Genomic DNA, 13,147 nt, shown 5'->3' on the forward strand with positions numbered 1-13,147 from the left:
CTATGCGCCGCACCTCTCGTGCCTGACCCTCACCAGTCCGGGTGCGGATGGTAGGTCTGCTGGCCTTTCAGCGTCTCCTCGTCGACGTTTCCGAAGCCGGGAAGCCCGCCAGCGTCCTTCAGCATGCGCGCGGTGTGCAGCAGGTTCCAGCTCATATAGATCGCGTTTTTCTGGGTGAAGGCGTGCTCGGGCCCGCCGCTGCCCTCGTCGGCGTAGCTGGGGCCGGGACCGATATCGCCCAGCCAGCCGGTCTCGCACTGGGGCGGGACCATGAAGCCCATATGGCTCAGCGCGTGCAGCACGGTCATGCACACATGCTTCACGCCGTCCTCGTTGCCGGTGACGACACAGCCGCCGGTCTTGCCGTAAAAGCCGTACTGGCCCTTCTCGTTGGTCTCGCCGAAATGAGCATAGAGCCGTTCGAGGAGCTTGCGGCACTCGCTGCTCTCCTCGCCGATCCAGATCGGGGTGCCGATGACCACGATGTCGGCGGCTTTCACCCGCTCGTAAATTTTCGGCCAGTCGTCGCGGTCCCAGCCCGCCTCTGTCATGTCGGGCTGCACGCCCGGCGCCACCTCATGATCGACCAGGCGCACCGTCTCCACCCCGGCGCCGGCCGCGCGCATGATCTGGCGGCACACCTCCATCAGGGCGTCGGTGTTGGACTGGGCCGGGCTGCGCTTGAGCGTGCAGTTGAAGAAGATCGCGTTGAGATCGTCATAGCGGGCGGGCGGGGACTGCTTGTCGGCCATGGAGCGCTCCTTTTCGGGTTCGCCCGGCCTAACGCAGCCCGCCGCCGCCCGTTTCCTGTCTCTCAGGCCGCCACGTCCCAGGCGGGCGCCCATTCGGGATCGACCAGGCGGTGATTTTCCTTCTTGAGCGCGGAGATGCGGCGCGTCTCCTCGTCGGAGAGCTCGAAATCGAAAATCTCGATATTGCTCTGAAGGTGCTCGTTCGAGCTCGAACGCGGGATGGCGCAGACGCCGTCCTGCTCGATCAGCCATCTCAGCGCGATCTGGGCGGCGGACTTGCCGTGCGCCTCGCCGATCTCCTTCAGAACGTCGTGCTCGAACACCTCGCCCTGGGCGATCGGGGAGTACGCCGTCAGCGCCATGCCGTAGCCGCGCACCGCGTCCAGAACCGGCTGCTGGTCGAGGAAGGGGTGATATTCGACCTGATTGCACACGATCGGCGCGGTGGAGGTCGCGACCGCCTCGCCCAGCCAGGTCGTGGTGAAGTTCGACACGCCGATATGCCTGGTCAGCCCGCCTTCGCGCGCGGCGTTCATCGCCCCGATCGTCTCGGCCAGCGGCACGTCCTCGTTGGGCCAGTGAAGGAGCACCAGATCGACCGCGTCCACGCGCAGCTTTGACAGGCTCTCCTTCAGGCTCGTCTCCAGATCGCCCGGCGCGAACCGCTCGCGCCAGATCTTGGTGGTCAGGAAGATCTCCTCGCGCGAGACCCCGCTCTCCTCGATGGCCCGGCCGACTTCGTCCTCGTTTTCATAGGCCTGGGCGGTGTCGATATGCCGGTAACCGGCCTCGAGCGCGGCTTTGACGCCGTCATAGGCGTCCCCGTCCTTCAGCTTCCAGGTGCCGAAGCCGATCTTCGGGATGGCCGCGCCGTGCGCGTCGACGGTGGTGGTGGGCGACAGGGTCATGGAAATGCTCGCGTGCTGCGTCTCTGAAACGTTTCAGAGGCAACGCACGCGGTGCGGCGGCGGGTTCCGGCCCCGACCGCCGGTCGCGGAAAACCGCTCGTCGCCCAAGGTTGCTTATCCGGGGCCTGGGCCGGCTTCAGGCGCTCGATCCTGAGAGAGGTCCCGGCCCTCCCCCCGGATCAGGTCCGGGGTTCGGCCGGGAGTTCAGTCACCGGCTCGCGTTGAACAGCTCGCGGCCGATCAGCATGCGGCGGATTTCGCTGGTGCCTGCGCCGATCTCGTAGAGCTTGGCGTCACGCAGCAGGCGGCCCGTGGGGTATTCGTTGATATACCCGTTGCCGCCCAGGATCTGGATGGCGTCGAGGGCGCACTGGGTGGCGGCTTCGGCGGCGAACAGGATCGCGCCGGCCGCGTCGTGGCGGGTCGTCTTGCCGGTGTCGCAGGCCTGGGCCACCGCGTAGACATAGGCGCGGCTGGCGTTCATGCGCGTGTACATGTCCGCGATCTTGGCCTGGATCAGCTGGAACTCGCCGATCGACTGGCCGAACTGCTTGCGCTCGTGAACATAGGGCATGACCACGTCCATGCAGGCCTGCATGATCCCGATGGGACCGGCGGCCAGCACGGCGCGCTCATAGTCGAGCCCGCTCATCAGCACGCGCACGCCGCCGCCGACCGCGCCCAGGATATTCTCCTCGGGAACTTCGCAGTCTTCAAACACCAGCTCGCCGGTTTCAGAACCGCGCATGCCGAGCTTGTCGAGCTTCTGGGCGACGGAGAAGCCGGCCATGCCCTTCTCGATGAGGAAGGCGGTGATGCCCTTGGAGCCGGCGCTCGGATCGGTCTTGGCGTAAACCACCAGCGTATCCGCGCTCGGCCCGTTGGTGATCCACATCTTCGAACCGTTCAGGACGTAACGGTCGCCCTTCTTCTCGGCCTTGAGCTTCATGGACACGACGTCCGAGCCCGCGCCGGGCTCGGACATGGCCAGCGCGCCGATATGCTCGCCGCTGATCAGCTTGGGCAGGTATTTCTCGCGCTGGGCGTCAGTGCCGTTGATGCGGATCTGATTGACGCACAGGTTGGAGTGCGCGCCGTAGCTCAGGCCCACCGAGGCGCTCGCCCGGGAGATCTCCTCCATGGCGATGCAGTGCTCGAGATAACCCAGGCCCGTGCCGCCGAGTTCTTCCTCGACGGTGATGCCCAGAAGGCCGAGCTCGCCGAGTTGCGGCCAGAGATCGGCCGGGAACTCGTCTTTCTGGTCGATGTCGGCCGCGCGCGGCGCGATTTTGTCGGAGGCGAAGGAGCGCACGGTGTCGCGCAGCATCTCCGCCGTATCGCCGAGGGGAAACTCGAGCGTGGGGTACTGGTTCGAGATCATGGCGCGCGAGATACCACGCCCGCCGGACCGGTCAAGCCGGACGGGGCGGCTTACTTCTTGCCGCGGGTGAGATGGCCGACCACGAACCAGCCCGAGGCGACCGACAGAAGCACGCCGGAGCCGAAGGCGACCGGGCCGAGCCAGGAATAGTCGAAGCCGGCGGCCATGTAGGCGTCCAGATTGGAGACGATCTCCCAGGCGCCGAAGCCGATCAGGCCGACCCCGACCAGAAGGTTGGCGGTGTAGACCCAGTCCCCGCGGCCTTCCACGGCGGCGGGCGGCGCCTCGTCGGCGACATAGGTGGCCTCCGCCCCCGCCACGATGGCGGGTTCGAGTTCGGCCTCTTCCTCATAGGTCTCCGCGGCGTGCTCGTCGTGCTCGCCGTGGTCGGGCCCTTCGCTTTCGCCCGACAGGCCGTCGGCCGGCGCGGGCGCCTCGGCGGGGTGCGGCGGGGCGGTTTCGGTCTTGCCGATCGGGCCGACCGCCACGGACGCATAGACCGGACCAGGCGCAGGCGCAGGCTTCGCCGGAGAGCCCGGCGCGCCGGGGCCTTCAGCCTCGGCGGGGATTTCGGTTTCGGCGGCCGGTTCGGTCTCGGCGCTCTCGGCAGGCGCTTCGGCTTCGGGCTCCGGTTCCGGATCAGCTTCAGGCTCGGCGCTCTCGACCGGCTCAGAGGCCGAAGCGGTGACGGGGGCGGTGACGGGGGCGGGAGCGGGCTCGACCTCGGCGTCATAGTCCCAGCCGATCACCTCGACGTCCAGGAAGCTGTAGCCCAGCTGCACGCCGGACAGATCGGCGCGGGGTCCGGCTTCCGGGGCGGCGGCGGGTTCGGGCTGGGGGCCTTCGGCGTCGGGCGCGCGCTGAGGCGCGTTCACCCCGGCGACGGAAACCGACCGGGCGATCTCGCCGGCCATCCGGCTCATCACCGACGCGATCGCGGCGTCCTGGGCAGCCTTGACCGCGCCGGCGTCGGCGACGGGTTCGGGCTGGACGTCAGATTCCTGCGCAGGCTCGGGCTGCACGTCCGCTTCGGCCGTTTCAGCCTCGGTTTCGGCTTCGGGCGCAGGCTCGGGATCGACCGCCTCGGCGGCGTCGTCGGCCACCGGCTCGGCGGGCGCTTCGGGATCGGCGTCGGCGGCGACCGGCTCGGCGTCAGACTCGGGCGCAGTCGCGATTTCAGGCTCGGCCTCGGGCTCCTCGAAAGACAGGTCGACGTCGATCAGCGGGCCCAGCGCGGGCTCTTCGGCCTGCGTGTCTTCAGTCTGCGCTTCTTCGAGCGGCGTCTCTTCAGGCTCGGGCGCCTGCGGCGCAGGTTCGGGCTGAGGCGCGGGCGCGGCTTCGGCGGGCGCGGCCCCCAGCGCCTGCAGATAAAGCGCCTTCTCGGCGGCACGGCGCTTTTGGAGGCGCTCGGAGGTGACCGAGCGGCCGTCCTTCTGAACGCGCACCCAGGTTTCCAGCGCGGCGGCGGCGGCCTCGTGCCGGCCGGATCTGGCCAGGCGCGCCACGTCTGAAACCTTGAAGGCGTTCACTCCGACCGAGGCGGCGAAGCTCACCAGCGCGTCGCGCATCGCGCCGGGCATGTCCTCGCCCAGCGCCGCGTGCACGGCCGTCTCAGCCTGGAGCACGTCGTAGATAAGAAGGAGCTCGGCGTCCTCGGGCTTGACCGTCACGCCGGGCTTGGCCGCGGCGGTATGGCCGTAGCCGACCACCCAGCGCTTGCCGCGGCGCACGGCCTCGCCATGGAAGGGCTCGTAGGCCTTGATCAGTTCGCGCGCGGCGCGCGTGGATTTCAAACGCGGTTTCATCGCTGTCCCGTTCCGAAACGGCCGGCCTCTAGGTCAGGCCCGGCGATGCAAGCGCGAGGCCGTCACTCCGCGGCGGGGCGAACCACGTCCACGGAGTTCACCGCCGTGAAGGGCGCGAAGAAGCCCGCCCCCGCGCCGCCGCCGATCAGCCAGATCTCGCCTTCGAGCGCGGCGGCCGCCGCTTCGGTGCGCGGATTGACCATGGCGGGCTTATCCGTCCAGGCGCCGTCGACCAGGGCCAGATGATCGGCCAGCGTGCGGCGCAGATCCGCGCTGCGCCCGCCGAAAATGTGGATCGCGCCGTCGATCACAGCGGCGGCGTGCCCGGCGCGCGGCGCGGGCAGATCGGGGCCGCGACGCCAGGCACCGGCTTCAGGATCGTAAACGTCGACCCGGGCGCTGGCCGCGCCCTCGGACGCGCCGCCGATCAGCCAGAACTCGCCGTCATGGGCCACCGCCGCAGCGCCGCGGCGCGCGGTCTCCGCCGGTGCGGGCAAGGCGCTCCAGCTCTGACCTTCGGGGTCGAACACGAACATGCCCGCCGCGCCGTCCTCGCCGCCCAGCGCGTAGAGCCGGTCGTCATGGCTTAGAAGCGCGAAACTCGCCTTGGGGCCGGGCAGCGCCGGCTCGCTCTGCCAGGCGCCCGCGTTCGGATCGAACGACCAGACCTGATCGGACGGCGCAGACCCGCCGCCTGCGGCGTAGCCGCCCGCGACCCAGATCCGGCCGCCCGCCGCAGTCATGCCGAAGCGTTCCAGGCCCACCGGCAGAGGTTCGCCAAGCCGCCAGATGCGGGCTTCGGGATCATAGACCTCGACCTCGGCGCGCGGATCGACCAGGCCCGACCCGCCTGCGGCGTAGATCCGGCCGTCGAGGACGGCTGCGGAGAGGCCGGAACGCGCCTGGGCCAGTTCCGGCCCGGTCCGCCAGGGTCCGCTGATCGTGTAGCCGGACGCGGCGGGGAGAACCTCGTCCTGCGCAGACGCCGCGCCCGCGCCGAAAACCGTCGCGGTCAGCGCGCCAGCGATGATCGTGGTGATGACCCGCATGCTCGATCCTCTTTGCTCAGGCCCCTCGCCTGTCAGAAAGCATCCCGATTAAAGCAGAACAAGGGCGCCGAGTCCGAGAAAGACGAAGAATCCCACCACGTCGGTGACAGTCGTCACGAAGACCGAGCTGGCCACCGCCGGGTCCGCGCCCATGCGCCGAAGGCCCAGCGGCACGAGGATTCCAGCCAGCCCCGCGCAGGCCAGCGTGATCACCATCGACACCGCGATGACCCAGCCCAGATTCCAGTCCTGGAACCACAGCGCGGCCACCACGCCCATCACGATCGCGAAGATGACGCCGTTCAGCGTGCCCGCTGCAAGCTCGCGGATCACCACCCGCATGGAGTTCGACATGGTTAGGTCCCGCGAGGCGATCGCGCGCACCGCGACAGCCAGCGACTGGGTGCCGGCGTTGCCGCCCATCGAGGCGACGATCGGCATCAGCACGGCGAGCGCGACGAGCTGGGCGATGGCCTCGTCGAAAAGCGCGATCACCGCCGAGGCGACGACCGCCGTGCCCAGATTGACCAGGAGCCAGGGCGCGCGCGCCTTCACAGACGTCCAGACCGTGTCGGCCTGACCGGCCTCGTTCACGCCGGCGAGCGCGAGCATGTCTTCCTTGTTCTCTTCCTGGATGACGTCGACCATGTCGTCGACGGTCAGCATCCCGGCGAGCCTGCCGGCGTCGTCGACCACAGGCGCGCTGATCAGGTGGTATTTTTCGAAGACGTAGGCGGCGTCCTCCTGATCGTCCTCGGGGCGGATGATGATCTTGGTGGGGACCATGATCTCGGCGAGCGGCGTTTCGCGCTGCGAGCGCATCAGCCGGCTGACCGGCACCGCGCCGATCGGCCGGAACTGCTCGTCGACGATGAACACCTCGAAGAACAGGTCTGGCAGCTCCTCGCCGGTGTTGCGCATATGGTCGATCGTGTGACCCACCGTCCAGAACAGCGGCGCGGCGACGAACTCGCGCTGCATCAGGCGGCCGGCGGTCTCCTCCTCGAAGGCGAGCGAGGATTCCAGGTATTGCCGGTCCTCGTCGGAGACCGCGGCGAGCACCGCGGCGCGCTTTTCCTCGTCGAGCTCCTCGACGACCAGCGTCTTGTCGTCTGAATCAAGCTCGGTCAGCGCCTCGGCGATATGGCCGGGCTCGAGCGCGTCGACGACGTCGCTGCGCGTGTCGAACGCCAGTTCGGACAGCACTTCGCCCGAGAACACGTCCGGCGCCATTTCCGCCAGCGCCTGCTGCTGCTCCCGGGTCAGCTGCTCGATCGCGTCGGCGATGTCGGCTGGGTGCATGTCCTCGAACAGCCCGCGCACGCCGGCGGGATCTTCGGCTCGAATCGCCTCGCCTACGGCGACGACGAGCTCGTACTCGGCGTCCGGATCGGCGGCTTTTTCCGCAGGGTCTTCGTAAAGGCCGGGCTCAGCCATGGGTCACCGTCCGAAACGCTCGAAAAACAACGCGGCCACGAGCATAGCGCGGCGCGGGGCGAAAGCGAGGCGGAGCGCGCAGACGCGCCCCCGGATTTCCGTCAGGGTCCATAAACGCGAAAAGCCCGCCCCGCGTTTCGGCGGGACGGGCTTTGGCGTACCTATGGTGCGGCCGAGAAGATTTGAACTTCCACGGGTTTTACCCCACAGCGACCTCAACGCTGCGCGTCTACCAATTCCGCCACGGCCGCGAAAGAGGAGGCAGGCTGGTACCAAGTCCCATGGGCTTTGTGAAGCCCTGATCTGCCGCCCATGCGCAGCGGACCGTCAGGCCGCCCAGTAATCGTGCACGTCGCAGGCTTCGGTGATCGACACCGCGACCCGATCGCCCTGGATCACGATCTCGCCGCGCGCGATCGGATGGTTGTTGGCCAGGATCCAGACCTCGTCATGCTCGGCGGCGTCGAGCGGAATCACCGCGCCGCGTCCCATGCGCAGGAACTGGTGGATCGGCAGTTGGGAGCGGCCGAGAAGCACGCTGATTTCGACCTGTACGGCGCCGAGCTGGCTCATGGACCCGATTAAACCCTCGAAGGCTGACACGCGGCGCTTGCCAGGCCGCGTTTCCGTCACGATGTTCCGCTCCGATTTCCAACCCGTTAAGGACCTGTTTTCCATGTCCGAGCATGCACAGCAGCTTCCGCCCGCCGGATGGGCCGTTTCGGCCGCCCGCGTTCCCTACCCCGAGGCGGTCGCTTTCATGGAAGCGCGCGCCGAACAGATCGCCCGCGGCGAAGCGGGCGAACTCGTCTGGCTGCTCGAACACGACCCGCTCTACACCGCAGGCACGAGCGCGCAGGAGACCGACCTGCGCGATCCGGGGCGGTTTCCCGTGTTCAAGACCGGCCGCGGCGGGGAGTACACCTATCACGGGCCGGGACAGCGGGTGGCCTATGTGATGCTCGATCTGACCAGACGCGGCCGCGACGCGCGCAAATTCGTCCGCGATCTGGAAGACTGGATCATCGGCGCGCTCGGCCGCTTCAATGTCGAGGGCGAGCGGCGCTGCGGCCGGGTCGGGGTGTGGGTGGACCGCACGCAGCCTGGAGGGATGGAGCGCGAGGACAAGATCGCCGCGATCGGGATCAGGCTGCGCCGATGGGTCAGCTTTCACGGGATCGCGCTCAACGTCGAACCCGATCTTTCCCATTTCGGCGGCATCACGCCCTGCGGCATCACCGATCCGCGCTACGGGGTGACCAGCCTGGTCGACCTGGGGCTTCCCGTGACCATGGAGGACGCCGACGACGCGCTGAAACAGAGCTTTCAGGCCGTGTTCGGCCCGGTGAAGGACGTCGCCGCGCCGTATTGACCACCGGGCGCAGGCTTAAGCATGCGCACAATTGCGACGTGGCCAGCTGGTTCTCCCTCCCTCCCCTCGAGGGGAGGGTCGGGGTGGGGTGGAGCCGCGCGCAACACGGATTGAAAGGACGCGCCCCCACCCCGGCCCTCCTCCGAGGGGGAGGGAGGGCTGAGATTAGACATCTCCGCTAAACAGAAGCGGAATCGACAAGCTGGAAAGGACTCAGATCAGCGCACCGCTTGCGGCCGGCTCGGCAGGCGGCGGAGCCGCCAGGCGAAGAGCGCGATGACGATCCAGAACGCCCACATCGAGGGCCAGGCGCCGGCGGAATATATCTCGCCCATCAGCTCGGGACTCGTCTGCAGGCGCTCCTGATAGGCCTGCTGCAGCGCCATGTCGGACGCGGCCGCCTGCACGGCGACCGGATCGCTCACGTCCACGCCGCGCTGCTCCATGAACCTCAGAAAATCCGGATAGAGCGCGGCCGTGATCGCGATGAAGGAGGCGACCGCCTTCGCCATTGCAGCCGAGCCTGCGGCCAGCACCGCCGCGCCGCCGCCCCGGCCTGCGTCGCGCGCGCGATTGATGAAGGCGCTGACGACGAAGAACATCACCAGAAGCCAGGTCAGAAGCCCGCCCACGGGCAATAGCGTCAGACGCACCGCGTCGATCGCCGCGATGATCCCCAGCGCGAGCAGAAAGGTGTCGGCGTCCGCCCGGCGGTTGGGCCAGAAGGCCGCGCCGGGATCGAATCCGGCCATGAGCTCGGTCTCCGTGGCTTCGAAAGAAAACGCGCGCGCCGGTATGATACGGCGCGCGCGTCGCGGCAAGCGTAACCGGGCCGGTTATTGCGGCGCCGGGCCGTACTTGTTCTCGCCGGCTTCGCTCTTCAGGAACGCGTTCAGGCCGAAGGCGAAGATCGCCGAGACGACCGCGTTCGCGATCGCGGTCGGCAGTGCGGTCTCGCGCGCGATCTCCTGGCTCATGGCCATGATCTCGGAGAAGTTGGTCGAGCCCTGCATGGCCGACATGTCGATCCCCGACATCAGGATCACCGCCTGGCCGACCGCGTAGTTCGCGATCATCCAGACGATCACGACCAGCACGGTCCACCAGCCCGACATGCCGCCCTGATGGAAGCGTTTGATCCAGAGCGCGACCCAGCAATAGGCCACGACGATCCCTAGGAGCGTCGTGATCCCGGTCGCCGCCGCCATGCTCATGAAGAGCGGGATGATCCCGCTGACGAAGCCGATCACGATCAGGATGATCGCGCCGGTGGCGAAGCCGCCCTTGGAGATGCGTCCGTTCGGGACGAAAAGCGCGTGTGCGATGCTCATGGGTGTTTCCCCTAGCCCTTGGTGGTGTCTTCAGCCGCCGGTGCGGCGGGTGCGGCGGCGCCTTCGATGACCGGCGCCGGTCCGTACTGGTTGGCGCCCGGATCGCCCTTCAGCACGCCGACCCAGATCGTGTAGGCGACCCAGACCAGAAAGCCGAGCGTCAGGACGAGGAACCCGCCGCCGCTGGCCGAGACCATGGCGATGATGTCCTGGTCGGACGGCTCGGCGCCGCCGGCGCTGTTCAGGATCAGGTTGAACAGGGCGCCGCCGATCATCACCAGCGCGATGATGAACAGAAGGATGTTGAGCGCCCACGGGACCGCGTGCAGCCAGGCGGTCTTGCCCGCGTCGTGCAGCCGCTTGCCGTAGACCGCGATACCGACCCAGATCAGGCCCAGAGAAATGATGAAACCCAGAAAGGGAATGAAGCCGGCGACGATGTTGCCGACCACGATGATCAGCACGCCGATCCAGAATTCCCGCTGACCGATCCGTCCGTTCGGATCGAAGAGCACCTTCGTCCAGTCCATGCGCGTCTCCTCCCAGCGCGACTCATAACGTTCGAGAGGGTCGGGGCGCCTGACGGCAGTGTCAAATGAAGGCTTGGAAAATTTGACCCTCGTCAGGGTGCGGGATCAGCCGCCGCTCCGCGCGGATCGGGGCCGAACCGGTTCGCGCCCGCCTCGCCCTCGAGTGCGAAGAAGATGAGAAGGATAAGCCCGCCGATGACGGGAATGAGCATGATCAGGAGCAGCCAGGCGGTCATGCCCCGGTCGTGCAGGCGCCGCGCGCCCACGGCCAGGTTGGGCAGCAGGTTGGCCAGCGCGAACAGACCCGTCAGCAGATCTTCCGCGCCGATCGCCTGACCGACGAGCGCGCAGGCCGCGAGGCCCAGAATGTAATAGAGGAACCACCACCAGTATTCGGCCCGGCCGGCCCGGCCGTTGAAATCGGCGTACTTGCCGTAGACCGTCTTGATCGCCTCGCCGAAGCCCATGGCGCGTCTCCCGTCCCGATTCCCTTGTCCTGAGCGTGACCGCCATGCGGCGCCTCAGTCAATCGCCTCTATTCGAACTCGATCAGCAGTTCGTCGGCGGCCACGCTCGCGCCGGGTTCGCAGGCGATGGTCTTGATCACCCCGTCCTTCTCCGCGCGCAGCACGTTCTCCATTTTCATCGCCTCGACGGTGACGAGCGGCTCTCCGGTCTTCACCTCCTGGCCGACCTCGACAGCGACGGAGACGACAAGGCCCGGCATCGGGCTGACCACCAGCTTGGCGGTGTCCACCGGCTCCTTTTCGGGCAGGCGGGCGTGCAGCTCGGCGGCGCGCGGCGTGCAGACCAGCACCGTCGCAGCGAACCCGCGATGGCGCAGCACATAGCCCTCGCGCCGGTCGGAAAGCTCGAGCGCGAAGTCCTCCTCGCCGAGCCGACCCTCGAACAGGTGCGCGCCGGGCTTCCATTCGGTGAGCAGTCGCTGCTTTTCGGCGTAGAGCGCCGGCGCCCAGATCTCAGCCCCGCCCTCGCCGTCCTGCACGAGGCGGATTTCGACGGGGAAGATCTGCCCGTCCAGGATCACCACGAACTCGTGGGTGGCGCCCGGCGCAGGCGCGGCGTCCAGCCGGCCCGTCACGCGAGCGGCGCGCTCGGTGAAGACGGTGTGCACATAAGCCGCCGCAGCCGTCATCCAGCGCAGCTGGTGCTCGGTCGGCGTGGTCCCGGTGAAGCCTTCGGGGAAATGCTCGTCGATATAGCCGGTATGGATGCGCCCGGCGCGGAAGTCCGGCTCGTCGAGCACGGCTGACAGGAAGGGCTTGTTGGACTGCAGCCCCTCGACATGCAGCCGGTCGAGGCTCATCGCCAGCGCCTCGATCGCCGCCTCGCGGTCCTTTCCGTAGCCGATCACCTTGGCGATCATCGGATCGTAGAACAACGAGATCTCGTCGCCCTCGCGGACGCCGGAATCGATGCGCAGGCTTCCCGGCCCGATCGGGCCCTCGGCGGGCTCGGTGTAGCGGCGCAGCCGGCCGATCGAGGGCAGGAAGCCGCGATACGGGTCCTCGGCGTAGAGCCGCGCTTCCACCGCCCAGCCCTTGATGCGCATGTCGGACTGCCGGTAGGCGAGCTTCTCGCCCGCCGCGACGCGGATCATCTGCTCCACCAGATCGATGTCGTGGGTGAGCTCGGTGACCGGGTGCTCGACCTGCAGCCGGGTGTTCATCTCGAGAAAATAGAAATTCCGTTCGGGGTCGACGATGAATTCCACCGTGCCGGCGCTGTCGTAATCGACCGCCTTGGCGAGCGCGACGGCCTGCTCGCCCATCTTCTTGCGGGTCTTCTCGTCAAGGAAGGGCGACGGCGCCTCTTCGAGCACCTTCTGGTTCCGGCGCTGCACCGAGCATTCGCGCTCGTTGAGATGGACGACGTTTCCGTGCTTGTCGCCGAGCACCTGGATCTCGATATGGCGCGGCCGCTCGACGAATTTCTCGATCAGGATGCGGTCGTCGCCGAAGCTCGATTTGGCTTCGTTGCGCGCCGCCTTGAACCCGTCGCGGACCTCCGCCTCGGAGCGGGCGATGCGCATGCCCTTGCCGCCCCCGCCGGCGGACGCCTTGATCATCACCGGATAGCCGATATCGGAGGCGACCTCGACGGCCTGCTGGTCGTCCTCGATCTCGCCCTTGAAGCCGGGGACCGTGTTCACGCCGGCTTCGGCGGCGAGCTTTTTCGATTCAAGCTTGTCGCCCATCGCTGCGATGGCGTGCGGGTTCGGCCCGATCCAGGCGATCTTCTTTTTCGCCAGCGCCTCGGGGAATTTCGCGTTCTCGCTGAGAAAGCCGAAGCCGGGATGCACCGCGTCCGCGCCGGTGTCCACGCAGGCCTGAATGATGCGGTCCATCTGCAGATAGGACTGCCCCGGCGCGGGCGGGCCGATGAACACCGCCTCGTCGGCCATCTCGACCGCCGGCGTGTCCGCGTCCGCTTCGGAGTAGACCGCCACGGTGGGGATGCCCATGCGCTTGCAGGTCTTGATGACCCGGACGGCGATCTCGCCGCGGTTGGCGATCAGGATTTTCTTGAACATCGGCGCGGCGAGCCCCCGGGTAATCGTG

The 13,147-nt window shown here is 67.9% G+C and carries 13 protein-coding genes and 1 tRNA gene; 1 reads left to right on the top strand and 13 read right to left on the bottom strand.

What is annotated here, in order from left to right; genetic code table 11:
- Positions 1-29 precede the first annotated feature (29 nt).
- The 8 genes from ABL308_13630 to ABL308_13665 all read right to left on the bottom strand — a co-directional run bounded on the left by ABL308_13630 (position 30) and on the right by ABL308_13665 (position 7,905).
- The gene (locus ABL308_13630) at positions 30-752 is read right to left on the bottom strand and encodes a flavodoxin family protein (protein XBQ15984.1); all 723 of its coding nucleotides are present in this window, start codon (positions 750-752) and stop codon (positions 30-32) included.
- A 62-nt stretch (positions 753-814) separates the two neighbouring features.
- Positions 815-1,660, bottom strand: coding sequence for an aldo/keto reductase (locus ABL308_13635; GenBank protein XBQ15985.1), 846 nt, complete (start codon positions 1,658-1,660; stop codon positions 815-817).
- 208 nt (positions 1,661-1,868) lie between these two features.
- Positions 1,869-3,041 carry an isovaleryl-CoA dehydrogenase gene (locus tag ABL308_13640; protein XBQ15986.1) on the bottom strand — a complete coding sequence of 391 codons (1,173 nt, stop codon included), beginning with the start codon at positions 3,039-3,041 and terminating at the stop codon, positions 1,869-1,871.
- Positions 3,042-3,091: 50 nt separating this feature from the next.
- Entirely contained in the window at positions 3,092-4,846 is a 1,755-nt protein-coding gene (locus ABL308_13645; protein XBQ15987.1) for a glycoside hydrolase family protein, read from the bottom strand.
- A gap of 62 nt (positions 4,847-4,908) precedes the next feature.
- The gene (locus ABL308_13650; protein XBQ15988.1) at positions 4,909-5,895 is read right to left on the bottom strand and encodes a kelch repeat-containing protein; all 987 of its coding nucleotides are present in this window, start codon (positions 5,893-5,895) and stop codon (positions 4,909-4,911) included.
- Positions 5,896-5,943: 48 nt separating this feature from the next.
- Complete coding sequence (mgtE, locus tag ABL308_13655; GenBank protein ID XBQ15989.1) at positions 5,944-7,332, bottom strand: magnesium transporter; 1,389 nt, start codon at positions 7,330-7,332, stop codon at positions 5,944-5,946.
- A gap of 164 nt (positions 7,333-7,496) precedes the next feature.
- A tRNA-Leu gene (locus tag ABL308_13660) sits at positions 7,497-7,583 on the bottom strand.
- Positions 7,584-7,659: 76 nt separating this feature from the next.
- Positions 7,660-7,905, bottom strand: a complete 246-nt coding sequence (locus ABL308_13665) for a FliM/FliN family flagellar motor switch protein (protein XBQ15990.1) — start codon at positions 7,903-7,905, stop codon at positions 7,660-7,662.
- A 103-nt stretch (positions 7,906-8,008) separates the two neighbouring features.
- Between ABL308_13665 and lipB the strand changes: the two genes are divergently transcribed.
- Positions 8,009-8,704: a lipoyl(octanoyl) transferase LipB gene (gene lipB, locus ABL308_13670; protein XBQ15991.1), complete on the top strand. Its 696-nt coding sequence runs from the start codon at positions 8,009-8,011 to the stop codon at positions 8,702-8,704.
- Positions 8,705-8,922: 218 nt separating this feature from the next.
- Here the strand turns inward: lipB and ABL308_13675 are convergent, their stop codons facing one another.
- The 5 genes from ABL308_13675 to ABL308_13695 form a co-directional block, all read right to left on the bottom strand.
- Positions 8,923-9,456 (bottom strand): hypothetical protein, encoded by a 534-nt coding sequence (locus ABL308_13675; GenBank protein XBQ15992.1) that lies wholly within the window; start codon positions 9,454-9,456, stop codon positions 8,923-8,925.
- 84 nt (positions 9,457-9,540) lie between these two features.
- Positions 9,541-10,035 carry a DUF805 domain-containing protein gene (locus ABL308_13680; GenBank protein ID XBQ15993.1) on the bottom strand — a complete coding sequence of 165 codons (495 nt, stop codon included), beginning with the start codon at positions 10,033-10,035 and terminating at the stop codon, positions 9,541-9,543.
- Between the two features lie 11 nt (positions 10,036-10,046).
- Entirely contained in the window at positions 10,047-10,565 is a 519-nt protein-coding gene (locus ABL308_13685; protein XBQ15994.1) for a DUF805 domain-containing protein, read from the bottom strand.
- Positions 10,566-10,657: 92 nt separating this feature from the next.
- Complete coding sequence (locus ABL308_13690; protein ID XBQ15995.1) at positions 10,658-11,032, bottom strand: DUF805 domain-containing protein; 375 nt, start codon at positions 11,030-11,032, stop codon at positions 10,658-10,660.
- Positions 11,033-11,100: 68 nt separating this feature from the next.
- Positions 11,101-13,119: an acetyl/propionyl/methylcrotonyl-CoA carboxylase subunit alpha gene (locus ABL308_13695; GenBank protein ID XBQ15996.1), complete on the bottom strand. Its 2,019-nt coding sequence runs from the start codon at positions 13,117-13,119 to the stop codon at positions 11,101-11,103.
- Positions 13,120-13,147 lie beyond the last annotated feature (28 nt).

Origin of the sequence: Oceanicaulis sp. (genome assembly GCA_040112665.1) — a bacterium.
In the GTDB taxonomy this organism is placed as follows: Bacteria; Pseudomonadota; Alphaproteobacteria; order Caulobacterales; family Maricaulaceae; genus Oceanicaulis.

What these genes read in the sequence shown, in the direction of transcription:
- ABL308_13630 (XBQ15984.1), bottom strand. Translation starts at nt 752, where the DNA reads ATGGCCGACAAGCAGTCCCCGCCCGCCCGCTATGACGATCTCAACGCG.
- ABL308_13635 (XBQ15985.1), bottom strand. Translation starts at nt 1,660, where the DNA reads ATGACCCTGTCGCCCACCACCACCGTCGACGCGCACGGCGCGGCCATC.
- ABL308_13640 (XBQ15986.1), bottom strand. Translation starts at nt 3,041, where the DNA reads ATGATCTCGAACCAGTACCCCACGCTCGAGTTTCCCCTCGGCGATACG.
- ABL308_13645 (XBQ15987.1), bottom strand. Translation starts at nt 4,846, where the DNA reads ATGAAACCGCGTTTGAAATCCACGCGCGCCGCGCGCGAACTGATCAAG.
- ABL308_13650 (XBQ15988.1), bottom strand. Translation starts at nt 5,895, where the DNA reads ATGCGGGTCATCACCACGATCATCGCTGGCGCGCTGACCGCGACGGTT.
- mgtE (XBQ15989.1), bottom strand. Translation starts at nt 7,332, where the DNA reads ATGGCTGAGCCCGGCCTTTACGAAGACCCTGCGGAAAAAGCCGCCGAT.
- ABL308_13665 (XBQ15990.1), bottom strand. Translation starts at nt 7,905, where the DNA reads ATGAGCCAGCTCGGCGCCGTACAGGTCGAAATCAGCGTGCTTCTCGGC.
- lipB (XBQ15991.1), top strand. Translation starts at nt 8,009, where the DNA reads ATGTCCGAGCATGCACAGCAGCTTCCGCCCGCCGGATGGGCCGTTTCG.
- ABL308_13675 (XBQ15992.1), bottom strand. Translation starts at nt 9,456, where the DNA reads ATGGCCGGATTCGATCCCGGCGCGGCCTTCTGGCCCAACCGCCGGGCG.
- ABL308_13680 (XBQ15993.1), bottom strand. Translation starts at nt 10,035, where the DNA reads ATGAGCATCGCACACGCGCTTTTCGTCCCGAACGGACGCATCTCCAAG.
- ABL308_13685 (XBQ15994.1), bottom strand. Translation starts at nt 10,565, where the DNA reads ATGGACTGGACGAAGGTGCTCTTCGATCCGAACGGACGGATCGGTCAG.
- ABL308_13690 (XBQ15995.1), bottom strand. Translation starts at nt 11,032, where the DNA reads ATGGGCTTCGGCGAGGCGATCAAGACGGTCTACGGCAAGTACGCCGAT.
- ABL308_13695 (XBQ15996.1), bottom strand. Translation starts at nt 13,119, where the DNA reads ATGTTCAAGAAAATCCTGATCGCCAACCGCGGCGAGATCGCCGTCCGG.